Here is a 24700-nt window from a genome sequence, read left to right on the forward strand (position 1 = left end):
GTAGTACCCGCCGGGAGCCACCGCACTGGGAGGAGGCCCGCCAAAGCGCACTACGCGCCCCGTCAGTCTAGCCTCGGGCGCCAGCGGGGGTCAAAGCAGCGTGACGTCAGAAGTGCGTGATGCAGTACGGGTCCCGAGCGAGGCCGAACAGGGCATCGAGCTGCCCGACGGCTGTCCCCGTGTGGTCCGTCATGCCGCCCGCGGCCGAGAGCGCCGAGGCCTTCACGCCGCCGAGGTACAGCGACCCGAGGGTGTTGACCGTGACGGTGGCGTCCGGTTCGTGCCCGGCCTCCGCCCGGGTGACCGTCGGGCTGCCGTCCGCGACCTCCAGCGCGTAGGTGCCGTCCACCAGTCCGAGGTCGTCGAGCACGCGCAGCACCACGCTGCCGTCCGCGCCGTAGGACCGGGCGGTGAGCGCGGCGGCGACGTCCAGCAGGCGGACCCAGAGCACGTCCTCCGTGCCTTTCACGCGGTAGCACCGGCGGTCGCGTAGCGCCCAGGGCAGGGCGTCGTCCCGGCGTGCCTCGTCCCAGGTGACCACCTGCACGAGGTCCAGGGAGCCGAGGTAGCGCCAGAGTTCGAGGTAGGCGGACGGTGTCGCGGCGACCAGGTCCACGACCTTCATGGTGTACGGCGTGGTGTCCCAGCCGGCGAACCTGTACGCGACGTATCCCGTCGGTTCCCCCGACGCGTCGAAGTGGACGGCGGTCCGGACGGCGCGGTCCTCGACAGGACGCTCGCGGCCCCACTCGCCGGACGCGCGGCGGGCGTAGGCGTATTGACGGCCCACGGACCCGAAGGTCGCGGCGTGGAAGGCGGTGAAGACGCGTTCCACGAGGGCGACGGCGTGATCCCGGCTCACGAGGGTCGTGGTGCCCGTCGCGGGCGCCGTGACCTCGAAGCGCTCCCGGACGTCCACCTCGACGCTCTGGGTGAACGTGGCGCAGCCGAAACCGAAGCGGCCGTAGATGGTCGCCTCGGACGCCGTGAGGACGGCGAGGGCGAGCCCCTTCTCCTTCGCCTCGTGGAGGTCCCGGGTCATCATGCCCCGCAGGACGCCCTTGCGCCGGTGGCTCGTCCGCACGCTCACCGCGGTGATCTGGTGCGCGTCGATCTGTGAGCGGCCCACGTTGAGGGGATGCACCATGGTGCCGTAGGTTCCCACGGGATAGCCGGCGCCGAGGGCCTCCGGACGCTGGGAGTCGTCATGGACGCCCCAGAGGACGCGCTGGTCCGCCTGGTAGGCGGTCAGGAACTTCGGGACGTCCTCGGGGTCGAAGGTGGGATCGTGGAAGCCGATCCCCTCGGCGTCGAGCCACGTGGCGAAGCGCCCGCCGGGGGCGGCGTCGTCGGGGGTGAAGATCTCGGTCCGGAGGTTGGTGGTGTCGCTCACACCACAACCCTAGGCGCTGCGCCGCCGCCGTCCAGTCAGCGGACAGTGCCTTTCCGTACTGCCTGCACTGCCGCACTGCCGGCACCGCTCACACCGCGCGCCCTGCACGTGCAGGGGGCGCAGGGTGTGCAGTGCCTGCCGGGCTCGGCCAGGTCAGTGCGCCGCGTCGTGCCAGCTCGTCCCCGTGCCGACGGAGACGTCGAGCGGCACCGTGAGGTCGGCCGCGCTGCCCATCTGGTGGCGGACCAGCGCCTCGACCTCCTCGGCCTCCCCCTCGGCGATCTCCAGGACCAGTTCGTCGTGCACCTGGAGCAGCATGCGCGAGGCGAGGCCCCGCGTGGTCAGTGACTCGTCGACACCGAGCATCGCCTTCTTGATGATGTCGGCCGCGGATCCCTGGATCGGTGCGTTGAGCGCCGCGCGCTCGGCCATCTCGCGCAGCTGCCGATTGTCGCTGGAGAGATCGGGCAGGTAGCGCCGGCGGCCCTCGATCGTCGAGGTGAAGCCGTCCTTCCGGGCCTGCTCCACGATGCCGCGCAGGTAGTCCCGCACCGCACCGAAGCGTTCGAAGTAGTCGCGCATCAGCGTGCGCGCCTCGTCCACGGAGATGTTCAGCTGCTTCGACAGACCGAACGAGCTCAGGCCGTACACGAGACCGTAGGACATCGCCTTCACCTTCGAGCGCATCGCGTTCGTGACGTCCTCCGGCGCCACACCGAAGATGTGGGAGCCGACGAACCGGTGGAGGTCCTCGCCCTCCTGGAACGCGGAGATCAGTCCCTCGTCCCCCGACAGGTGCGCCATGATGCGCATCTCGATCTGCGAGTAGTCGGCCGTCATGAGGCTCTCGTACCGCTCGCCGTTCCGTCCCTGCCCGACGACGAACACCTCGCGGATGCGGCGACCCTCGTCCGAGCGCACCGGGATGTTCTGCAGGTTCGGGTTGGTCGAGGACAGACGCCCGGTGGCAGCGATGGTCTGGAGGTACGTGGTGTGGATGCGGCCGTCGTCGTCCACGGCCTTCCGGAGGCCCTCGACGGTCTGGCGCAGTTTCATCGCGTCACGGTAGGCCAGGAGCTGCTCGAGGAACGGGTGCCCCGTCTTGGTGATGAGATCGGTCAGGGCGTCCGCGTCCGTGGAGTAGCCGGTCTTGATCTTCTTGGTCTTCGGCAGCTCCAGCTCGTCGAAGAGGACGGTCTGCAGCTGCTTCGGCGAGCCGAGGTTGATCTCCTTGCCGATGATCCGGTAGGCCTCCGCGCCGGCTGCCGAGATGGTCTTCGAGAAATCGTCGTACAGGCGGTCGAGCCCGGGGACGTCCACGGCGACCCCCGTCCGCTCCATCCGCGCGAGCACTTCCGCGAGGGGTAGTTCGAGACCCGTGAGCAGCTGGTTGGCGCCCTTCTCCACGAGCTGACCCGCGAAGTGCTCGCTGAGGCGCAGGGACGCGTAGGCGGCCACCACGGCGGGGGACGCGACGTCGTTCCCGCCGAGATCGAGGGCCTGCTGGCCGGAGGAATCGTTCGCGGACGCCGTGATGGACAGGCGCAGGTGGTACTGGGCGAGGTCCGCGAGGTCGTAGCTGCGGCGGTCGGGCTGGATCAGGTAGCCGGAGATCGCGGTGTCGTCCACCTCGCCCGCCAGCAGGAGCCCCCGCTCGGCGAGCAGCTTGAACACGGCCTTGAAGTCGTGGACGATCTTCGGCGCGTCGGTGCTCGCGAGCCAGGCACCGAGCACCGTCTCCGCCTCGGCGTCGAGCGGTTCCAGCGGGATGAGCGCGGCGTGCAGGGCGGTGACGACGGCGATCCCGACCACGTCGGTGACGCCCCCCGTGGTCTCGGTGGCGAGTGCGACGGCGGCCTGGGCCTGGTTCGTCGAGGCGAACCAGGAGGTGAGAGCCGCCGCGTCGTCGAGGAGCACGTGCGCGGGGGCACTCTGCTCGTCCCCGGTCTCCTCCGACTCCTCCTCGCCGAAGAGGTCGAACAGGCGCTTGCGCAGCGTGTTGAACTGCAGCGAGTCGAAGAGGTCTTCCACGGCCGAGCGATCGGGATGCTGCTGCTGCATCGCCTCGATCTCCACCGGCAGGTCCAGGTCGGTGTGGAGGCGGTTGAGGCGCCTGTTCCGGACCACGAGCTCCACGTTGGCGCGGAGGGAGTCACCCACCTTCCCGCCGATCTTGTCGAGGTTCTCGAGGATGCCCTCGAGCCCGCCGTACTGCTTGATCCACTTCGCTGCCGTCTTCGGGCCGACACCCGGTACGCCCGGGAGGTTGTCGGCGCTCTCACCCACCAGCGCGGCGAGGTCGGAGTACTGGTGGGGCGGCACGAAGTACTTCTCCTCGATGGCCTGCGCGTCCATCTGCGGGATGTTGGTCACGCCCTGCTTGGGGTAGAGCACGGTGACGCGGTCGTTGACGAGCTGGAACGCGTCGCGATCGCCGCTGACCACCTGGACGTCCCAGTCCGCGGCCGCGGCCTTCGCGGCGAGCGTCGCGAAAATGTCGTCCGCCTCGTAACCGTCGAGCGATATGGTGGGGATCCGCATGGCCTCCATGACCTTGATGATCAGATCCACCTGCCCGTGGAATTCCTCGGGCGTCTTGTTCCGGCCACCCTTGTACTCCGTGTACTCCTCGGAGCGGAAGGTGGGGGTGTCGAGGTCGAACGCCACGGCCACGTGGCTCGGCTTCTGGTCCTTGATGAGGTTGATCAGCATGGCGGTGAAACCGTAGACGGCGTTGGTGTGCTGACCGGTGTCCGTGGCGAAGTTCTCCGCCGGCAGGGCGTAGAACGCACGGAACGCCATGGAGTGACCGTCGATGACGAGCAGCCTGTTGCGCGAACCGTCGCTCCGCCGGGACGCCGCGCGCGACTCCGCAGGCGCGCCGGTCGTGTCGGACGCCGCGTCACCCGACGTGTCGGACGCAGCGTCGGCGGGAGCATCCATGGTCAGGGTGTCGGCAGGTTTGGTCGATTCAGTCACAGGTGCCAGCCTAGTTCGCATGGAAGACAACCGCACCCGAACCGGCGACGACGACGCCCCGCGCGAGCAGCCCGAGAGCGTCACCGAACCAACGACGGAGGACATCGCCGAGCACGTCACCGAGGAGCGCCGGGCCGAACTCGTCGCCGCCGGGATACCTCCGCACCTCCATGCCTGGCTGGGCCGGTACGGGGTGGGCGCCATGACCGTGAAGATGGGCATCGTGTTCACCGAGATGAGCGCCGAGCGCGCCGTGGCCACGATGCCGGTGGAGGGGAACCAGCAGGTCGCGGGCATCCTGCACGGCGGCGCGCACGTGGTCCTGGCGGAGACGCTCGGTTCGTTCGCGGCCGGGCTGCACGCCGGCGCGGGCCGGCAGGCGGTGGGCATCGAGGTCGGCGCCACCCATCACCGCAGTATCGCCTCCGGGCTCGTCACCGGCACCGCCACCGCGATCCACCTCGGCCGCACACTGACCACGCACGAGGTGGTCATGCGGGACGACCAGGGCCGGCGGCTCTCCACGGCGCGCATCACCAACATGATCAGGGACGCCCGCTCCTGACCCACCTGCTCGTCCAGCCAACTCCCGAGGTGCCTCCAGCAGGCTTCCAGCGGACGCTCTGATACTGACACGGGCGCGCCCTGCTGGACAGGGCGCGCCGGCATCGCCCTCCGGCGGTGCGACGCCGGAGCCACGCACGGGAGCACCATGAGGAACGGCACGTACGACGACGGCGCATCGCTTCCCGTCCGTCTCCCGCGCTCGGCCCTCCGGAGGGCGCCGGTCGCCGCTGCCGCGATCCTGGTGCTGTGGCTCCTCGGTCTCGGAACCGGAGCGCTGCCCTCGGGTCCTCCGCCCGGGCTCGCGATGCGTGTCCTCTTCGATCCCGACACCGTCCTCGACCAGCCGCTCGCGGTGCTGCTTTCGCTCGGCTGGGCCACCGACCTCCCCTCCTACATCGGTGCGACCCTCGTCCTCGCGACCCTCGGGGTGCTCGCCGAGGTCCGCCTCGGGTCATGGCGGTTCGCCGTCGTGGTGGTGGTCGGCCAGAGCGCGGCACTCCTCGGCGCCGCCCTCCTCAACGTCGTCGTCGCTCCCCTCTTCCCGCGTTGGGCCGGGGATGTCGCCGGGAGCACGCTCGGCGGGCCCGTCGTCGGGGTCCTCGCGGCGGTCATGGCCGCGAGCGCGACCATGGGCCCGCTCTGGCGGCGGAGGCTCCGCGTCCTCGGTGTGCTCCTCCCGCTGACCCTCGTCCTCTACAGCGGCGCACTGTTGTCGATCGCCCTCCTGGTCGCGTCGCTCGTGGGTCTCGCCGCCGGTCCGCTGGTGCTCCGCCGGCGGCTGACCCGCCCTGCGGCGCCGTCCATCAGGGAGGCGCGTGTCCTCGTCGCGCTCGTCAGCGTCGCCGCCGCCGTCGGGCCCGTCCTCGCCGCGCTGGCACCGCACGCCACGGGGCCGTTCGCGGTCCTGGGGCTGCTCTTCACCTCGGTGGAGGGGGCCACGCCGGAGGCCGTGCGCGCGGCGTGCGCGCCGGGCAGCGCGGTCCGCGAGTGCGCCGAGGCCCAGGTGCAGGCGCGCGCGGGGCTCGGTGGCGTGGTGATGTCCTGTCTGCCGAGCCTCCTGCTGCTCGTCCTCGCGGACGGGTTGCGCAGGGGCCGGCGCTCGGCGTGGATCGGGACCGTCGTCGTGCAGGCAGCGCTCGCCGCTCTCTCGGTGCAAACCTTCCTGGCGTACCTGCAGCACCGGGCCGACGGCCAGCTCACCGCCCTGCTGCAGGGCGCGCGCCTCGAGCGGGTCCTCGCGGACCTCGTGGTGCCGGCGCTGCAGCCGGTCGTGCTGATCGTCCTGCTCGTCGTCGTCCGGCGCCTGTTCGTGGTGCAGGCGGCGCCCGGCACCCATCGCGCGATCGCCCGGCGCGTGGCTGCGGCGCTCGTCGCCGCTGCGATCGTGTACGTCGGTGTGGGCCTGGCGGTGGCAGGCCAGTTCAGTCCGGTCGCGACGGCGCCCCTCCTCCTGGCCGACTTCCCCCAGCGGCTCCTCCCTGTCGCCGTGACGCTCCACGTGTACCCCGCGTTCCTACCGGACGGCAGCGCCGCGATCATCCTCTACGAGTGGATCTGCATCGCGTTCTGGGCCGTGGTGGGCGCGCTGCTGCTGCGGTCCTTCCGCTCGGTGCGGAGCGCCCCCGGCGACGCCGACCGGGACAGGGCCCGCGGGATCGCCCGGGCGGACGGCTCCGGTTCCATGACGTGGATGGGACTGTGGCCCGGCAACACCTACTGGTTCGGCGCGGCCTCCTACGTCCCCTACCGCGTGATCGGCGGTGTGGCGCTCACCCTCGCCGGTCCCGTGGGCCCGCGTGGCGACGCGGCAGCGGCAGTGCACGGATTCACCGCCTTCTGCCACGACCAGGGATGGACACCGTGCTTCTACTCCGTGCCCGGTCCGATCGCCGACCTCCTGGAGCCCGCGGGCTTCCGCCGGCTCCAGGTCGCCGAGGAGACGGTGCTGGACCTCGGCGGCCTCGCCTTCACGGGCAAGAAGTTCCAGGACATCCGGACGGCACTCAACCAGGCCCGCAAGCACGGCGTGCACACCGAATGGGTGGACACCACCCGTGTGCCCCTCGTGATCCTCGACCAGATCAGGAGCATCTCCGAGGAGTGGGTGGCGGACAAGGCGCTGCCGGAGATGGGCTTCACCCTCGGGGGCGTGGACGAACTGATCGATCCGGACGTGCGCTGTTCCGTGGTGATCGACGCGGAGCGCACCGTGCACGCCGTCGCCTCCTGGTTGCCCATCCACGAGGACGGCCGGGTCACGGGCTGGACGCTGGACTTCATGCGCCGCCGCGGCGCCGGGTTCAAGCACAGCATCGAGGTGCTGATCGCGCAGGCCGCCCTCGACCTCCAGGCCGAGGGCTTCACCCGGCTGAGCCTGTCCGGCGCCCCCCTCGCGCGGAGCGGCGCCGGGCCGGACGGCGCCGAGGCCACCGACACCCTCGACCGGATCCTCGCCCTCGTGGGGCGTGCGCTCGAACCCGTGTACGGATTCCGGTCCCTGTTCGCCTTCAAGGCGAAGTTCGGCCCGCGCTACGTGCCGCTGTACCTGTGTTTCGAGGACGCAGCAGCGCTTCCCGCCATCGGCCGCGCCATCACCGCGGCGTACGCGCCCGACGCCGGTGCCACCGACCTCTGGCGCCTGCTCACCGCCCGCCCACGCCGGGAGCGGCACCCGACGACGGCGAGGGCCGGAGCGGACGCGCCCTCCCCCGCGGTCGTTCCGACGTCGTCCCCGTCGACGTCGACCCCGACGTCGTCCCCGTCGTCGTCCCCGTCGACCCCGTCGTCGTCCCCGTCGACGTCGTCGTCATTCAAGGAGCGCCTGTGAACCCCCTCGACTGGGACCTCATCGACGGCCCGGCCCCCACGCTCATCGCCGTGGTCGGCGCGGTGGCGCTGGGCGGACTCGCGGCGGGCCGGCCCCGGTGGCTCCTCCGCAGGGTGCTGCCCGCCCTCCTGATCGGCGCCCTCGGCGGTGTGCTCGCCCGGTTCGTGACGGAGGACCTCCTCAACGTCTGGGGCGCACCGCAGCCCACGTGGTTCTACGCGGTGGGCGGACTGGCGATCACCGGTGTGGTCCTCGGTGCGGCGCGGGTGCTGACGCGTCCACGCTGGTGGCAGCGTTGCGTCGCCGTCCTCGCGCCCATCATGATCGTCACCGCAGCGGCGTTGGGGATCAACGCCTACTACGGCTCCTACCCGACGCTCAGGGCCATCAGCGGGGGCGACGCCGTACCTCACCTCGGAGCGATCGATGCTCCGGAGGACACGGGGCCCCTGACCACCGAGGCGGACTGGACACCGCCGTCGGACATGCCCGCGTCCGGCTCGGTCTACCAGACCACCATCCCCGGCACCGTGTCAGGGGTGGTCGCCGGTGCGGCCTACGTGTACCTACCGCCCGCCTATCTCGCCTCGACGCCGGCGAACGTGCCCGTACTCGTCCTGATCCACGGTGACCCGGGAAGTCCGGAGGACTGGATCACCGGAGGTCAGCTCCCCGCGGTGATGGACGCCTACGCGGCGGCGCACGAGGGGCTCGCACCCGTCGTGATCCTGCCCGACGCCGCGGCCAGCACCGGTCCCACGCCGTCGCTGTGCCTCGACAGCGCCTACGGGCGAGCGGGTACGTACCTCGCCACCGACGTGCCCCAGTGGGTCAGGTCGACCCTGGGCGTCGGCTCGCACCCGACGGACTGGGCGATCGGCGGTTTCTCCTACGGGGGTACCTGCTCCCTCACGCTCGCCGCCGGTCATCCCGACGTCTACCCGACCTTCCTCGACATCTCGGGTGAGGACGCCCCCACCATCGAAGCCGGCCGCGACGCCCTGGTCACCGACTACTTCGCCGGCGATGCCGCCGCCTTCGCCGCCCAGAATCCTCTCGACATCATCAAGGGGACGTCACTGCCCGGTTCGGCAGGGACCATCACGGTCGGAGCCGATGACGCCTTCTACCGGCCCCAGGGCGAGGAGGTGGCGGCGGCGATGCAGCAGGCCGGTGTGGACGTGCGCCTGCAGACGGTACCGGGCGGTCACACCTGGGAGGCGTGGAAAGCGGGACTGCAGAACAACCTCGACTGGCTGATGCAGCGGTACGGGGTGGTCGCCGGCCCCGACGGGAGCTGACGGCGCGAACGCCGTACGCCTCACGTACGCCTCCGGTGCGCAAGGAGGAGCGGTCGGTCTCGGCGTTGTTGCGATCGTTTCGTGGCGCTGCCTACCGTGGGAACCGGTCGCTGAACCAGCCTCCACGGCCCGCAAAGCCCTCCTCTCATCGATCACGGCCATCGCTCACATCGGCCGTGCCATTCCGACCTACCGAACGGAGCCCCACCGTGGCCACTCGCCCCCTGAAGCCCCTCGCCGCCCTCTTCGCCGTCTGCGCGCTCTTCCTCGGGGGCTGCGACCTCGGTAACCAGGACAGCGACAACTCCGGCACCGACACCGGGAACTACGACGACAACAACGGGATCGACACCGACCTCGATGACGACTCACGCGGCGAGGACGACTAGCAGGCGTCCAGGACGGATGGCCGTCGGCCCGCGCGCGGGATCACTGCGGTGGGGTCCGCGGCAGGGAACGGACGGCTCCGGGCGAGGGATCGTCCCGTCAGGCCTGCGCGATGCCTTCCTGGATGTGGCGGCGCAGTTCGGCCGGCCGGAACGGTTTTTTCATGTACCGGTCTGCTCCGGCGTCCAGTCCACGCTGCTGGTCAGCCGCGTCGGCTCGCGCGGTCAGCATCACGATGAAGGTGGCGGAGAAACGTCGGATACGCTGGGCCACCTCGTAGCCGTCGATGTCGGGCAGCCCGACGTCGAGGGTCACCACGTCGGGCGTGAGCCGACGCACCATCTCGACGCCCGCCAGCCCCGCCGGTGCGGTGTGGACCCTGAATCCGGAGGCCGTGAGGACGGTGTGCAGCAGGTCCCGGACATCGTCGTCGTCCTCGATGACGACGGCGGTGCGGGTGGGATCCATGCTCGGCATGACGCAAGCCTACTCCGCGCGGTCGGCGCCGAGGGGGCGAGTGCTCAGGACTCCGGACGCACCGTCGCCTCGACCGCTTCGCGTCCGTCGGCGGGCTGCACCATGACGGTCCTCACGATGTCGGGAACCTCCGGGAACAGGCCGATCATGAGGATCTCACTCGTCGCCCCGGGCAGCGCCCCTCCGCTGTACTCCTCGACGAGACCCACCACCTCCGGGTTCGCCTCGCCGCTGTTCGCTGCCGCCCCCCACTCCTCGATGACGGTCGGCGCCGGGCGGAACTCGAGGTCCTGCCCCTCCGGCGTGGAGACGGTCACGGCGCCGAGATCGAGCGTCAGTGCACCGTCGGGATTCTGCACGGTCACCAGCGCGTAGGTCACGGCGTCCTCGCCGAGCTCCGTCCGGAGCGCCTCGACATCGGCGGGCGCCTCCGCCGGCAGCAGCACTTCGCCCTTGGTCTCGTCGACGAGGAAGGCGAACGTGCCGCTTCCCGCATCCCTGAGTCCCTCGACCGAGGGGGCGTCCGACGGCGCCTCCGCCTGCTCGGTCGCGGTCTCGGCCGGGTTCGGCGTGGGTCCGGCAGGTTCCGGACCCGTGGCGGGATTGCCGCCGCAGCCGGTCAGCAGGACGAGCAGGAGGGCGGAGGACAGCAGGGGCTTCTTCATGGATCTCTCAGCAGCCGGGCGGCGAACCGGCTCGGTCTTCGGTCCGCCCTTCAGGGGCGGCGCGACGGCGTTTGACTCTGTCTACCAGCGCGCCCACTCCCGTACCCGTGCCGGATGTACCCGCGTTGTCCCCTTGACAGCCGCGATCAGTCGCGGGTACGGGCCCTGCTCGGCTGCACCCGCATCGGCTCCCCGGGCATCTTGGGGAAGTCCGGCGGGAAGGGGAGTTCCCCGAGCCCGTTCCCGACGTCCCGCTCCCACCACGAGCGCAGCACGTCGATGCGCCCGGGCGCGGCGTGCAGGTGCTCCCACGGGTCGCCGACGCTGCGCAGGCGTTCGGGGACGGTGAGGACCGTGAAGCGCGTGGGGTCGACGTCGTCGAGCTCGTCCCAGGTCACGGGACAGGACACCGCGGCGTGCGGCAGCGCGCGCGGACTGTAGGCGCCCGCCATGGTGCGGTCGCGGTTCGCCTGGTTGAAGTCGACGAAGATCCGCTCTCCCCGCTCCTCCTTCCACCAGGCCGTGGTGACGCGCTCCGGCATGCGTCGCTCGAGCTCGCGGGCTGCGGCGATGACGGCGCGACGGACCTCGAGGAACTCGGCCTCGGGCTCGATGGGCGCGAAGACGTGCAGCCCCCTGTTGCCGGAGGTCTTGACGAAAGATTCGAGCTCGGCCTCGCGCAGCACGGCGCGCAGTGCGTGGGCAGCGGCGATGACGTCGCCGAAGGTGGTGCCGGGCTGAGGATCGAGGTCGATGCGCAGCTCGTCGGGCGTATCGGTGGCTCCGGCCCTGGATGCCCAGGGATGGAACACGACCGTGTTCATCTGGACCGCCCACACGATGGACGCCGGCTCGTGGAGCACCACCTGCGGGTGTGAACGGCCGCTCGGGTAGGTGACGGTGACGCTCTGCAGGTAGTCGGGCGCACCCTTCGGCGGGTTCTTGCTGAAGAAGTGCTCCCCGTCGACATCGCCCCCGAAGCGCTGCAGGGACACGGGGCGGTCCCCGTTGGCGCGGAGGAAGGCCGGCGCCACGTCGATGACGTAACGCGCGAGATCGAGCTTGGTGATGCCCGCCGCGGGCCAGAGGACGCGGGAGGGGCTGGAGAGCCGGACGGCGCGCACGCCCTCCGGACCGTCGACGTCGAGGGTCATCGCTTCGCTGGCCATGCGCTCAATGTACCCGCGGGGCCGGCGCGACGCCGGTCAGGCGTCCGCCGCGCGGTCCGGTACCTTCCCGGAGCCGTCGTGCAGCACGTGCAGCGTATAGGCGGGGCAGACGGGATCCATGAGCAGCCGCACGAGGGGGCGGGCGCTCCAGACACAGGTGCAGCGGGTGGCGCTCATGCGCTCACCCCGTTCGTGAGACCGGTTTCCATCGCCTCAGCGTGAGCTCGAAGCACCCGGGATACCAGCAGCGTGCTTTGCATGGGACCAATGTGACGCGTGGTCAGTGCACTGACGGCCAGCCGGTCAGGACGCGGAGCAGGGGGCCTTCCGTGAGGCCGAGCCCGTGAGCCATGGGCGAGGATCCGTCGGGTGCCCGAAGTGGGACTCGAACCCACACACCTCTCGATACTGCATTTTGAGTGCAGCGCGTCTGCCAATTCCGCCATTCGGGCCGTGCCTGCGCGCCGGTCCTCCCGCAGCGCGGGAGGCGGATGACGAGGCGGGTTCATCTCCCGGCCCGTGCGCGAAACAACTCTACATGCCGATAGGCTGGAAGCGGGAACAGGCGTTGCGGCGCCCTCACCCTCCGCATCGCCGTCGTCATCAAGGAGCACCAGTGTCTGAATCCACCGAGTCCACGCCCGCCGGACCCGCCCGCCGGGTCATCGTGGCCGAGGACGAGACGCTCATCCGGCTCGACATCATCGAGATCCTGCGCGGCGAGGGCTACGACGTGGTGGCGGAGGCCGACAACGGCGAGAAGGCCGTGGCCCTCGCTATGGAGCACAAGCCGGACCTCGTCCTCATGGACGTCAAGATGCCCGTCATGGACGGCATCACGGCGGCCGAGCAGATCGTGAAGGCCAGGATCGCGCCGGTGGTCCTGCTGACGGCGTTCAGCCAGAAGGAACTCATCGAGCGGGCACGCGACGCCGGAGCCATGGCGTACGTCGTCAAGCCCTTCACCCCCGCAGACTTGATCCCCGCCATCGAGATCGCGATGTCGCGACACGAGGAGATCAAGGCGCTCGAGGCCGAGGTCACCGATCTGCAGGAGCAGTTCGCCACGCGCAAGCTGGTGGAACGCGCCAAGAGCCTGCTGACCACGAAGATGGGCCTCACCGAGCCCGAGGCTTTCCGCTGGATCCAGAAGACCTCCATGGACCGCCGCCTCAGCATGCGCGAGGTCGCGGAGACCATCATCAACCAGGTGAACTGACCGCCCGAGCAGGACCACCAGGACAACACCAGGACAACAACGCGAAGGACCCCCGCCCGGATGGGCGGGGGTCCTTCGTGTTACCGGCGAGTTCGTGTTCTCGGACTACTTCTTCTTGAGGGGCCAGGGGCCTACGTCCTCCTTGATGAAGGACGTGTGATCATCCGGGAGCTGACCGGCGTCGGTGATGTCACCCACGCGGTGCACCTTGATCGAGTTGGTGGAGCCGGCCTGTCCGGGAGGTGACCCGGCCGCGATGACCACGAGGTCGTCCACCTCCACGAGCCCCTGCTCGAACAGCACGCGATCCACCTGCGCGGTCATCTGATCGGTGTGCTCGACGAACTCGACCAGCTTCGGCTGGATGCCCCAGATGAGGGACATCTGGTTGAGCGTGGACTGCACCGGCGTGAAGGCGACCACCGGCTTCTTGGGGCGCAGACGCGACAGCCGCCGGGCGGAGTCCCCGGACTGCGTGAAGGTGCAGATGTACTTCGCGTCGAGCTGGTCGGAGATCTCGACGGCGGCCCGGGTGATGGCGCCGCCTCGGGTCTTCGGCTTGCTGCCGAGCGGCGGGACGCGCTCGAGGCCGTGGCGCTCCGTGGACTCGATGATGTCGTTCATGATCTTCACGGTTTCCATCGGGTACTTGCCCACGCTGGTCTCACCCGAGAGCATGACGGCGTCGGCCCCGTCCAGCACGGCGTTCGCGCAGTCGGAGGCCTCGGCGCGGGTGGGCCGGGGGTTGTCGATCATGGATTCGAGGACCTGCGTGGCCACGATGACGGGCTTGGCCCAGCGGCGGGCGAGTTCGACGGCGCGCTTCTGGACGATCGGGACGTCCTGCAGCGGCAGTTCGACGCCGAGGTCGCCTCGGGCCACCATGATCGAATCGAAGGCGTCGATGATCTCCTCGAGCGCATCCACCGCCTGGGGCTTCTCGATCTTCGCGATGACGGGGACGCGACGGCCCTCCTCGTCCATGATCTCGTGCACGCGGCGGATGTCGCTCGCGTCGCGCACGAAGGACAGCGCCACCATGTCGACGCCGATCCGGATGGCCCAGCGGAGATCATCCTCGTCCTTCTCGCTCAGCGCGGGGACGTTCACGGCGACGCCGGGGAGGTTGATGCCCTTGTTGTTGGACACCATTCCTCCGACGACCACCTCGGTCGTGACCTTCACGTCGTCGACCGCCGTGGCCCGGAGGGTGACCTTGCCGTCGTCGATCAACAGGAGGTCCCCCACGTTGACGTCCTGCGGGAGTCCCTTGAACGTGGTGGAGCAGATCTCCTGTGTGCCCTCGATGTCCTCGACCGTGATGGTGAAGACGTCCCCGGGGGCGAGCGCGTGAGGCCCGTCGGCGAAACGGCCGAGGCGGATCTTCGGACCCTGGAGGTCGGCGAAGATCCCGACGGGCTTACCCAGCTCCGCCGACGCACGCCGGACGTTGTTGTAGGTGTCGCTGTGCACGGTGTAGTCGCCGTGACTCATGTTCATCCGGGCGACATCGACGCCCGCCTCGAGCACAGCGAGGGTGTTCTCGTAGCTGGCGATCGCGGGGCCGAATGTTGCAACGATTTTTGCGCGTCTCATGAACCTAGCCTAATCGGGTTGAGGTCTGGTGGTGGCTCCGGGCGGGATCGGGTGAACCTTGCCCGGGTGGTCGGATTGGAGGTGATGACGGGGCGGCAGGACCGGCTGGAGCCGGGGCGTGGCCGGGTGCGGGGCGCAGGACGACGTCCGGACCCGATACAGCGGATCCGGACGCCGATCTGCCTTACAGGACCGCGATGGAGCGGTCGGTGGGTGCGACGGGAGCGGGCAGCTTGGTGGACCCCATCAGCCACGTGTCCACGGCGGCCGCGCACGCGCGGCCCTCCGCGATGGCCCAGACGATCAGGGACTGTCCGCGACCGGCGTCGCCGGCCGAGAAGACGCCGGGCGTGTTCGTCATGTAGTAGCCGTCGCGCGCCAGGTTGCCGCGCTCGTCGAACGCTGCCTCGACCTGCTCCGTGATGCCTGCGGGCTCCGCCCCGGTGAAGCCGAGCGAGAGGAACACGAGGTCCGCGGGGATCTCGCGCTCCGTGCCGGCCTTCGGGACGCGGCGGCCGTCGACGAACTCCGTCTCTGCCACCTCGATGCCGCGAAGCACGCCGCCGTCACCGACGAAGCGCACTGTGGAGGCGAGGTAGCGGCGCTCGCCACCCTCCTCGTGGGCACTGGCGATGTCGAACAGCGTGGGGAACGTGGGCCACGGCTGGTCCGGGCGGCGCTCCGTGGGCGGCTGCTGCCCGATCGCGAGGGTCGTGACCGAGGCGGCCTTCTGCCGGTGCGCGGTACCCAGGCAGTCGGCTCCCGTGTCACCGCCGCCGAGGATCACCACGTGCTTGCCCTCGGCGTGGATCTGGTCCTCGACGTCCTCGCCCGCCACCACGCGGTTCGCCTGCACGAGGTAGTCCATGGCGAAGTGCACGCCGTCGAGCTCACGGCCCGGGATGCTGAGATCGCGCGGCACCGTGGCGCCAGTGGCGACGACGACGGCGTCGTAGCGACGCTTGAGCTGTCCCCAGCTGATGTCCTTGCCGACGTCCACGCCGGTGCGGAACCGAGTGCCCTCGGCCTTCATCTGGTCGAGACGCCGCTCCAGGTGGATCTTCTCCATCTTGAAGTCGGGGATGCCGTAGCGCAGCAGGCCGCCGATGCGGTCGTCCCGCTCGTACACGGCGACCGTGTGCCCGGCGCGGGTGAGCTGCTGGGCGACGGCGAGACCCGCCGGCCCGGACCCGACGACGGCGACCGTGCGGCCCGTGAGGCGCTCCGGCGGGTGCGGCTCCACCCAGCCCTCACCGAAGGCCTGGTCAGCGATGGAGACCTCGACCTGCTTGATGGTGACGGGCGGCTGGTTGATGCCGAGCACGCAGGAGGACTCGCACGGGGCCGGGCAGAGCCGGCCGGTGAACTCGGGGAAGTTGTTCGTGGCGTGGAGCCGGTCGATCGCCTCACGGCCCTTGTCCCGGAACGTGAGGTCGTTCCACTCGGGGATGAGGTTGCCCAGCGGGCAGCCCTGGTGGCAGAACGGGATGCCGCAGTCCATGCAGCGGCCCGCCTGCGCCTTCAGGACACCCTTCTCCTGCGCCTCGTACACCTCTTTCCAGTCCATGATGCGGACCGGTACGGGCCGTCGGGGCTGGGTCTCGCGCTCGCGTACTTTCAGGAATCCGCGTGGGTCAGCCACCGGTCACCTCCAGGATCTTGGTCCAGGCCTCTTCGCCGTCGGGGTCGAGACCCTGTTCGGCAGCCGTGGCACGGGCGTCCAGCACCGCGGCGTAGTCGCGCGGCAGGACCTTGGTGAAGCGGCGGACGGTGTCCTCGAACGTGCCGAGGAGCGTCTCCGCGAGGGTGGATTCAGTCTCCTCGACGTGCTGGATGAGGAGGTGCCGGACGATCTCGATGTCCTCAGCGTCGAGGTCGACGAGCAGGAGCTCACCGTTCTCGAGGCTCTGCTTGTTCACGCGCGCGCGGTCGAGATCGAGGACGAAGGCGGTTCCGCCGGACATGCCCGCCCCGAAGTTGCGGCCCGTCGGTCCGAGGACGAGCGCCTGCCCGCCGGTCATGTACTCGCAGCCGTGGTCGCCGATCCCCTCGACCACCGCCGTGGCACCGGAGTTCCTCACGAGGAACCTCTCCCCCACCTGGCCGCGGAGGAACATCTCCCCGCTCGTGGCGCCGTACCCGATCACGTTGCCCGCGATCACGTTGTGCTCGGCGCGGAAGACGTTGGAGCGGTCCGGGCGCACGATGATCCGCCCGCCCGAGAGGCCCTTGCCGACGTAGTCGTTCGAGTCCCCCAGGAGCCGCAGCGTGATCCCGGCGGGCAGGAACGCCCCGAGGGACTGCCCGGCCTGGCCGGAGAGCGTGACGTCGATCGTGTTCGTGGCCAGGGTGTCGAGACCGAAGGTGCGCGTCACCTCGTGGCCCAGCATGGTGCCCACCGAGCGGTCCGTGTTGACGACGTCGAGCACGATCCGCACCGGGGAGCGGTGCTGCAGGGCGTCGGCGCTCATCTCGATCAGCTTGTTGTCGAAGTGCTGGTCCAGATCGTGGTTCTGCGGATAGAGGTTGCGCATCGGTTCACCCGAGTCGAACTCGTTGCCCCGCAGGATCGGGTCGAGATCCAGCCCGTCGGCCTTCCAGTGCTCCACGGCCGTGCGGGCGTCGAGCAGCTCGCTGTGGCCGATCGCCTCCTCGAGAGTCCGGAAGCCGAGCTCCGCCAGGAGCTCACGGACCTCCTCGGCGATGAACTCGAAGAAGTTGACCACGAACTCCGGCTTGCCGGTGAAGCGGCTGCGCAGCTCGGGGTTCTGGGTCGCGACGCCCACGGGGCAGGTGTCGAGGTGGCAGACACGCATCATGATGCAGCCCGAGACGATCAGCGGGGCGGTCGCGAAACCGAACTCCTCGCCGCCGAGCAGGGCGGCGATGACGACGTCGCGGCCGGTCTTCAGCTGCCCGTCCACCTGGACCACCACGCGGTCGCGGAGCCCGTTGAGCATGAGCGTCTGCTGTGTCTCGGCGAGACCGAGCTCCCACGGGATACCCGCGTGCTTGAGCGAGTTCAGCGGCGATGCGCCGGTCCCGCCGTCGTGCCCGGACACCAGGACGACGTCGGCCTTGGCTTTCGTGACACCCGCTGCCACTGTGCCGATGCCCACCTCGGAGACGAGCTTCACGTGGACGCGCGCCCTCGGGTTCGACCGCTTGAGGTCGTAGATGAGCTGCGCGAGGTCCTCGATGGAGTAGATGTCGTGGTGCGGCGGCGGGGAGATGAGCGCCACGCCGGGCGTGGAGTGCCGCGTCCGGGCGATCCAGGGATAGACCTTCTGGCTCATGAGCTGCCCACCCTCCCCGGGCTTGGCTCCCTGCGCCATCTTGATCTGGATGTCGTCGGCGTTGGTCAGGTAGAGGCTCGTGACGCCGAAGCGCCCGGAGGCCACCTGCTTGATCGCGGAACGGCGCTCCGGGTCCATGAGGCGCTCGACGTCCTCGCCGCCCTCCCCCGTGTTCGACTTGCCGCCGAGGCGGTTCATCGCGATGGCGAGGGTCTCGTGCGCCTCCTGGGAGATGGAGCCGTAGCTCATGGCCCCCGTGGAGAAGCGCTTGACGATCTGGGAGACCGGTTCCACCTCGTCGATGCTGATGGGCTCGCGCACGTCGCCACGGAGCTTCAGCAGTCCGCGGAGCGTCATGAGCTCCTTCGACTGGTCGTCGACGCCCTGCGTGTACGCCTTGAAGATGTCGTAGCGGCGCTCGCGCGTGGCGTGCTGCAGCCGGAACACCGTCTCCGGGTTGAAGAGGTGCGGCGGGCCCTCGCGGCGCCACTGGTACTCGCCGCCGTTGTCGAGGCCGCGGTGCGGGTCCTCGATGCCGTCCTGCGGGTACGCCGTGTCATGCCGAGCGGCGGTCTCCGCGGCGATCACGTCGAGCCCTACGCCGCCGAGCTGGGTCTGCGTGCCGTGGAAGTACTCGTCGACGAGTTCCTGCGACAGCCCGAGCGCCTCGAACGTCTGCGCACCGCAGTAGGAACTGACGGTGGAGATGCCCATCTTGGACATGATCTTCAGGACGCCTTTGCCGAGACCCTTGATGAGATGGGCGACGGCGGCTTCGGCCGTGACCCCGGTGATGTCACCGTTGCGCACGAGCTCCTCGCAGCTCTCCATCGCGAGGTACGGGTTCACCGCGGAGGCGCCGTACCCGATCAGGACGGCGACGTGGTGCACTTCGCGGACGTCCCCGGCCTCGACCACGAGGGAGGTCTTGGTGCGGTTGGCACTCTTGAGCAGGTGGTGATGGACGGCGCTCGTGAGGAGCAGCGACGGGATGGGGGCCCACTGGGCGTTGGAGTCGCGGTCCGAGAGGACCACGTACTCGACCCCGCGGTTCAGGGCGCCGGACACCTGCTCGCAGATCTCCGTGAGCCGCGCGCGCAGGGAGGCCTCGCCGCCGTCGTGCCGGTACAGGCCGCGCACGCGGACGGTCAGGCGGTCGCCCTCCTCGGTCTCGAGGTTGGCGATCTTCGCGAGCTCGTCATTGGTGATGACGGGGAACTTCAGGGCGATCTGCTTGGAGCGCACCTGGCCGGTGGAGAGCAGGTTGCCGTCCGGGCCGATGGTGACGCCCATCGACGTCACGAGCTCCTCGCGGATGGAGTCCAGCGGCGGGTTGGTGACCTGCGCGAAGGACTGCACGAAGTAGTCGAAGAGCAGGCGCGGCCGCTTGGACAGCACGGCGATCGGGGTGTCGGACCCCATGGCGCCGAGCGGCTCCGCGGCGTTCTTCGCCATGGGTCCGAGGAGGATGCGCAGTTCCTCCTGGGTGTAGCCGAAGGTGCGCTGGCGCCGGTTGATCGAGGCCTTGGTGTGCACGACGTGCTCGCGCTCCGGGAGGTCCTCGAGCTGGATCAGGTTTTCCTTGACCCACTCGCCCCAGGGGTTCGCGGCGGCGACCTCCGCCTTGATCTCCTGGTCCTCGATGAGGCGGCCCTCCTCGGTGTCGACGAGGAACATCTTGCCGGGCGAGACCCGGCCCTTGCGGACCACGCGGGAGGCTTCGACGTCGATGACGCCCACCTCGGAGGCGAGGATGACGAGGCCGTCCTCCGTGACCCAGTACCTCGCCGGGCGCAGACCGTTGCGGTCGAGGACGGCGCCGACCAGGCGGCCGTCGGTGAAGGAGACCGCGGCAGGTCCGTCCCAGGGCTCCATGAGCATGGAGTGGTACTGGTAGAAGGCGCGGCGGGCGGGGTCCATGGTGGCGTGGTTCTCCCACGCCTCGGGCACCATCATCATGATCGAGTGGGTGATGGGCCTGCCGGAGAGCGTGAGCAGCTCCGCGACCTCGTCGAAGGAGGCCGAGTCGGAGGCCCCGGGGGTGCAGATGGGATACAGGTCCTCGGGCGAATCGCCGAGCAGCGGATTGGCGAGCTGCGACTGGCGTGCGCGCATCCAGTTGCGGTTGCCCTTCACGGTGTTGATCTCACCGTTGTGGGCGATGGTGCGGAACGGCTGCGCGAGGGGCCAGGACGGGAAGGTGTTCGTGGAGAAGCGTGAGTGGACGATCCCGAGGCGCGTGGTGAACCGCTCGTCCGACAGGTCCGGGTAGAACGGCTCGAGCTGCGCCGTGGTGAGCATCCCCTTGTAGACGATGGTCTTCGAGGACAACGACGGGAAGTAGACGCCGTACTTGTTCTGCGCCCGCTTGCGGACACGGAACGCCTTCGCCTCGAGGTCGGAGGCGTCGCCGTCGGCCGGCGCGAGGAAAAGCTGCACGAAGTGCGGCATGCAGGCCCGCGCCATCGAACCGACGAGCTCGGCGACCACGGGAACCACACGCCACCCGAGGACCGCGAGCCCCTCGGACTCGGCGATGGATTCCAGCCCGGCGCGGGCGGTCTCCTCCTCCTTCGCCTCGGCGGGCAGGAAGGCCGTGCCGACGACGTAGGAGCCGGCGGGCGGCAACGCGAAGTCGACGACTGCACGGAAGAACTCGTCGGGGACCTGCGTCAGCAGCCCTGCCCCGTCACCCGTGCCCTCGTCCGCGCCGACGGCGCCGCGGTGCTCGAGATTGCGCAGGGCGGTCAGCGCGGCGTCGACGATGTCGTGCCCGGGTTCGCCGCGGAGGGTGGCGATCACCGCGAGGCCGCAGGCATCCTTCTCGTTCTCCGGGTCGTACAGGCCCGAGGCCTCGGGGATGGCTGCGAAGCGCGTGAACGGGGATTCCGCGCGGGTCTCCCCCGAGGCGTGGTCCTGTACCTCGACGTCAGGCGTGTCGGTGTGACGAGCGTCGGTCGGGGTTCCTGGTGTCGGAGCAGTCATATTAAGGATCCTTCCCCCATCGTGGAGCGTCGGGAGGGGACAGCCTTGGCCCCGCGGCCACCCGGCGTGATCGGCGGGCGCCGTCTGTCGATCTCTTGGACATCGTCCGGCCACCGGCGCCCGGCTGAGTCGGCGGGCGAGCGGTGCGAGGTTGTGCGTAGGCCGGGCCATGCGGTGACGGCGGGGCGGTGACCCGGCCGTTGCACCTGGAGTCCACAACTGTGTGGTGTTGCGTCCTTGAGGGGCGGTGGCCCGGGGACTGCTGGTGTGATCGGAACGCGCGGCTCCGCTCTCGCGGGACCCTCGGAGGCGTGATGCGCCTCTCAGGAGCCGTTTGTTTCGGACAGATTACCACGGCCCTTCGCGGCTCCCCGACCCTCAGCGACCGCGTGGTCACCTGAGACCGAAGCGTGATCTGCGCCCTCGTCGTCGTCCGTCCGGGAAGCGTCCCCCGGGGCGTCGTCGCTCGCCGCAGCAGCGGTCGAACCAGCCGTCGGACCGGCGGTCGGACCGGCGGTCGAACCGGTCACGGACGACCCTCCGGAGGGCTTCCCGTTCACCGTCGTACCGGCGGCGTCGGCCCCAGCCGGCGTCTCCGCTGCGGCGGAGCCGCCGTCGGTCGAGCCGGCTGCCGCGCCGCCGTCGGCCTTCGGTTCCCTGCCCGGCAGGTAGACCGACGGCGCATCGGCCGGACGCCTGCGCACCGCGAGGTAGATCAGCACCGCCAGCGCCACGAGGAACACGCCGATGCTCACCCAGACGTTCAGGCGCTGGGTCACGCCGAAGAAGGTGACCAGCTCGGCGTCGTCGATCCGGAGCGCCTCGATCCACACGCGTCCGAGCGTGTAGTAGGCGGCGTAGAGCCAGAACATGCGGCCGCCACGGAGGTTCAGCTTCCGCGCGAGGAGGAGCAGCAGGGCGACCCCTGCCAGGTTCCAGAGGAGCTCGTACAGGAACGTGGGGTGGAAGAGCGTGCCGGGTTCCTGGTCGAGCGGGAAGTTGGCGTTGTCGGCGTCGATCTCGAGACCCCACGGAAGCGTGGTGGGAGCGCCGAAGAGCTCCTGGTTGAACCAGTTGCCGATTCTGCCCACGGCCTGCGCGAGCAGGACGCCCGGAGCGGCGGCGTCGGCGAAGGCGGACAGCTTGACGCCCGCGCGCCGTGCACCGATCCACGCGCCGACGGCGCCGAGGGCGATGGCGCCCCAGATCCCGAGGCCGCCCAGCCAGATCTGCGGGATGCGCGCGAGGTCGCCGTCCGGGCCGAAGTAGGCGTCCGGCGAGGACACCACGTGGTAGAGCCTGCCGCCGATGATGCCGAAGGGGATGGCCCAGATGGCGATGTCCCACACGGCGTCGGCGTGACCGCCGAAGGACACGAAGCGCTTCTGGGTCAGGACGAGCGCCAGGATGATCCCGGCCAGGATGCACAGGGCGTAGGCGTGGATGGTGACCGGACCCAGGGCGAAGCTCGCCCACTCGGCCGGAGGGCTCGGGATGGACGCCGCGATGCGCACGCCGTTCATACTGCGCCCGCCGGGGTGCTCTTCGGCGTCCCGGTGCTCAGCTCCCGGGTCAGTTCGGCGACGGCCTCCACCCCGCCGTCACGGAGGGCGGCCACGAGGGCGGTGCCCACGATCACGCCGTCAGCATAGGCGCCGATCTCGCGCACCTGGACCGAGGACGACACCCCGAGGCCGACACAGACCCGTTCCGCTCCGGCAGCGTGCGCGGCGTCGACGACGGCTTCCGCCGCTGCGCCGACCGAGGACCTCGCGCCGGTGACGCCCATGACCGAGACGGCGTAGACGAAGCCCTTGCTGGCGTCCACCGTGCTCTGCATGCGCTGCGGGGAGGTGGACGGTGCCACGAGGAACACGCGGTCGAGCCCGAGCTCCGCAGAGATCTCGAGCCATTCCGAGGCCTCGTCCGGGATGAGGTCCGGGGTGATCAGCCCGGCTCCGCCGGCGGCGGAGAGACGCTCTGCGAACTCACGGACACCCATACGCATCACGGGGTTCCAGTAGGTCATGACGAGCACGGCGGCGTCGGTCTCCCGCGTGATGCCCTCGACGACGTCGAAGATGCGCCCCACGGTGAAGCCGTTGGACAGTGCCTGGAGCGTCGCCTCCTGGATCACGTGGCCGTCCATGACGGGATCGGAGTACGGGATGCCGATCTCGATGAGGTCCACACCGTTGCGTGCCATGGCGATACCCGCGTCGATGGTGGTCTGCACGTCGGGGAAGCCGGCGGGGAGGTAGCCGATCAGCGCGGCACGGCCCGCGGCCCGGGCCTTCTCGATGGCGGCCGCGGCTTTCGACGCCGCGCCGGCGGGGACGGCCGCAAGGCCGTCGGATGCCTGTGTGGTCACAGCTGCTCCCCCTCCTGCGCCATCTCCTGCTCGGCGCTGTCCTCGGGCAGCAGGTCGAAGTACTCGGCCGCCGTGGCGACGTCCTTGTCCCCGCGCCCCGAGAGGTTGACGACGATGATCCTGTCCGACGGCTTCTCCCCGGGAGCGAGCTGCTCGGCGAGGCGGCGGCCCAGCTTCATGGTGCCGGCCAGGGCGTGCGCGGTCTCGATCGCGGGGATGATCCCCTCGGTCTGGCTGAGCACCTTGAAGGCGTCCATGGCCTCGCTGTCGGTGATCGGCTCGTAGTGCGCGCGTCCGATGTCCGCGAGGTAGGCGTGCTCGGGGCCGACGCCCGGGTAGTCGAGGCCTGCGGAGATGGAGTGCGACTCCATCGTCTGGCCGTCCTCGTCCTGCATGAGGTAGGACCTCGCGCCGTGCAGCACGCCGGGGCGGCCCAGCGTGATGGTGGCCGCGTGGCGGCCGGTCTCGACGCCGTCGCCCCCTGCCTCGAAGCCGTAGAGCGCCACACCGCGATCGTCCAGGAAGCCGTGGAACAAGCCGATGGCGTTGGAGCCGCCACCGACGCAGGCGGTCACGGCGTCGGGCAGCCTGCCGGTCTGCTCGAGGATCTGCTCGCGTGCCTCCTCACCGATGACCTCGTGGAAGTAGCGGACCATCGAGGGGAAGGGGTGGGCGCCTGCCGCGGTACCGAGCAGGTAGTGGGTCGTCCCGACGTTCGCCACCCAGTCGCGCAGCGCCTCGTTGATGGCGTCCTTCAGGGTCTGCGAGCCGTTGGTGACCGGGACGACGGTGGCGCCGAGGAGCTGCATGCGTGCCACGTTCAGGGCCTGGCGACGTGTGTCCTCCGCGCCCATGTAGACGACGCACTCGAGGCCGAGCAGGGCCGCCGCCGTCGCGCTGGCGACGCCGTGCTGACCCGCACCCGTCTCCGCGATGACGCGCGTCTTGCCCATGCGCTTGGCGATCAGCGCCTGGCCGAGCACGTTGTTGATCTTGTGCGAGCCCGTGTGGTTCAGGTCCTCGCGCTTGAGGAACACGCGGACGCCTCCGCAGTGCTCCGCGAAGCGCGTGGCCTCGGTGAGCAGCGACGGGCGGCCCGCGTAGTTCTTGTTGAGCTCGGCCACCTGCGCGGTGAACTCCGGGTCCGCCTTGGCCTTGTCGAAGGTGTCCTGCAGCTCGTCCAGGGCGGCGATGAGCGACTCGGGCATCCAGCGGCCGCCGTACGCGCCGAAGTAGGGACCGGGCGCGTGCCGGAGGCTCTCGTCGTGGCTGAGGAACGCCTCGGCGGTGCCCTCGTCGATCGCGTCCGGGGTCCCGGCTGCGGTCTCCGTCAGATCTGCGTGCTGGTGTAGGTCGGTCATGACTCCCACCGTTCCTGTCCTGTAGGTCCTGACCCGCGCGGGTTGGCCGCCCGGGTTCTCGCCGGACCGGCTGCCCGGTCCCTGTTCTTCGTCACGCTGCGTGCGGT

Annotated in this window: 17 protein-coding genes and 1 tRNA gene; 5 read left to right on the plus strand and 13 right to left on the minus strand. The window is 70.1% G+C overall.

The features are described from left to right. Positions 1-106: 106 nt before the first annotated feature. On the minus strand, positions 107-1393 hold the full coding sequence (locus AC4D12_RS07430) for a GNAT family N-acetyltransferase (RefSeq protein ID WP_490949253.1): 1287 nt from the start codon (positions 1391-1393) through the stop codon (positions 107-109). A 153-nt stretch (positions 1394-1546) separates the two neighbouring features. Then, positions 1547-4195 (minus strand): DNA polymerase I, encoded by a 2649-nt coding sequence (gene polA, locus AC4D12_RS07435; RefSeq protein ID WP_490949515.1) that lies wholly within the window; start codon positions 4193-4195, stop codon positions 1547-1549. A gap of 196 nt (positions 4196-4391) precedes the next feature. On the opposite strand from polA, the gene AC4D12_RS07440 reads away from it, so the two are divergent. From AC4D12_RS07440 to AC4D12_RS07455, 4 genes are all read left to right on the plus strand, one after another. Then, the gene (locus AC4D12_RS07440) at positions 4392-4937 is read left to right on the plus strand and encodes a hotdog fold thioesterase (protein WP_490949254.1); all 546 of its coding nucleotides are present in this window, start codon (positions 4392-4394) and stop codon (positions 4935-4937) included. Between the two features lie 147 nt (positions 4938-5084). After that, positions 5085-7766 (plus strand): bifunctional lysylphosphatidylglycerol flippase/synthetase MprF, encoded by a 2682-nt coding sequence (locus AC4D12_RS07445; RefSeq protein ID WP_490949255.1) that lies wholly within the window; start codon positions 5085-5087, stop codon positions 7764-7766. Next, positions 7763-9067 (plus strand): alpha/beta hydrolase, encoded by a 1305-nt coding sequence (locus tag AC4D12_RS07450; RefSeq protein WP_490949256.1) that lies wholly within the window; start codon positions 7763-7765, stop codon positions 9065-9067. The genes AC4D12_RS07445 and AC4D12_RS07450 overlap by 4 nt, the downstream gene beginning before the upstream one ends. Before the next feature lie 209 nt (positions 9068-9276). After that, on the plus strand, positions 9277-9456 hold the full coding sequence (locus tag AC4D12_RS07455; protein ID WP_490949257.1) for a hypothetical protein: 180 nt from the start codon (positions 9277-9279) through the stop codon (positions 9454-9456). A 97-nt stretch (positions 9457-9553) separates the two neighbouring features. Here the strand turns inward: AC4D12_RS07455 and AC4D12_RS07460 are convergent, their stop codons facing one another. The 5 genes from AC4D12_RS07460 to AC4D12_RS07480 all read right to left on the minus strand — a co-directional run bounded on the left by AC4D12_RS07460 (position 9554) and on the right by AC4D12_RS07480 (position 12217). Beyond that, on the minus strand, positions 9554-9931 hold the full coding sequence (locus tag AC4D12_RS07460) for a response regulator transcription factor (protein ID WP_490949258.1): 378 nt from the start codon (positions 9929-9931) through the stop codon (positions 9554-9556). Between the two features lie 44 nt (positions 9932-9975). After that, positions 9976-10596, minus strand: coding sequence for a hypothetical protein (locus AC4D12_RS07465; RefSeq protein ID WP_490949259.1), 621 nt, complete (start codon positions 10594-10596; stop codon positions 9976-9978). Positions 10597-10742: 146 nt separating this feature from the next. Continuing rightward, positions 10743-11765, minus strand: a complete 1023-nt coding sequence (gene ligD, locus AC4D12_RS07470) for a non-homologous end-joining DNA ligase (protein WP_490949260.1) — start codon at positions 11763-11765, stop codon at positions 10743-10745. Between the two features lie 36 nt (positions 11766-11801). Further along, positions 11802-11942: a hypothetical protein gene (locus AC4D12_RS07475; RefSeq protein WP_490949261.1), complete on the minus strand. Its 141-nt coding sequence runs from the start codon at positions 11940-11942 to the stop codon at positions 11802-11804. A gap of 193 nt (positions 11943-12135) precedes the next feature. After that, positions 12136-12217 (minus strand) — tRNA-Leu (locus AC4D12_RS07480). A gap of 164 nt (positions 12218-12381) precedes the next feature. Between AC4D12_RS07480 and AC4D12_RS07485 the strand changes: the two genes are divergently transcribed. After that, a complete protein-coding gene (locus tag AC4D12_RS07485) occupies positions 12382-12984 on the plus strand; it encodes an ANTAR domain-containing response regulator (protein ID WP_490949262.1) in 603 nt (200 codons plus the stop codon). A gap of 105 nt (positions 12985-13089) precedes the next feature. Here AC4D12_RS07485 and pyk read toward each other — a convergent pair whose 3' ends face one another. The 6 genes from pyk to trpB all read right to left on the minus strand — a co-directional run bounded on the left by pyk (position 13090) and on the right by trpB (position 24593). Next, positions 13090-14580 carry a pyruvate kinase gene (gene pyk, locus AC4D12_RS07490; RefSeq protein WP_490949263.1) on the minus strand — a complete coding sequence of 497 codons (1491 nt, stop codon included), beginning with the start codon at positions 14578-14580 and terminating at the stop codon, positions 13090-13092. A gap of 184 nt (positions 14581-14764) precedes the next feature. Next, complete coding sequence (locus AC4D12_RS07495; RefSeq protein WP_490949264.1) at positions 14765-16222, minus strand: glutamate synthase subunit beta; 1458 nt, start codon at positions 16220-16222, stop codon at positions 14765-14767. Next, complete coding sequence (gene gltB / locus AC4D12_RS07500; protein ID WP_490949265.1) at positions 16215-20861, minus strand: glutamate synthase large subunit; 4647 nt, start codon at positions 20859-20861, stop codon at positions 16215-16217. The genes AC4D12_RS07495 and gltB overlap by 8 nt, the downstream gene beginning before the upstream one ends. A gap of 323 nt (positions 20862-21184) precedes the next feature. Then, positions 21185-22384, minus strand: coding sequence for a prolipoprotein diacylglyceryl transferase (gene lgt / locus AC4D12_RS07505; RefSeq protein WP_490949266.1), 1200 nt, complete (start codon positions 22382-22384; stop codon positions 21185-21187). Then, positions 22381-23232 carry a tryptophan synthase subunit alpha gene (gene trpA / locus AC4D12_RS07510; protein ID WP_490949267.1) on the minus strand — a complete coding sequence of 284 codons (852 nt, stop codon included), beginning with the start codon at positions 23230-23232 and terminating at the stop codon, positions 22381-22383. Before trpA ends, lgt begins: the two co-directional genes overlap by 4 nt. Continuing rightward, positions 23229-24593, minus strand: a complete 1365-nt coding sequence (gene trpB, locus AC4D12_RS07515; protein ID WP_490949268.1) for a tryptophan synthase subunit beta — start codon at positions 24591-24593, stop codon at positions 23229-23231. Before trpB ends, trpA begins: the two co-directional genes overlap by 4 nt. Between the last annotated feature and the right edge of the window lie 107 nt (positions 24594-24700).

It is taken from the genome of Arthrobacter sp. TJ-266 (genome assembly GCF_058269115.1).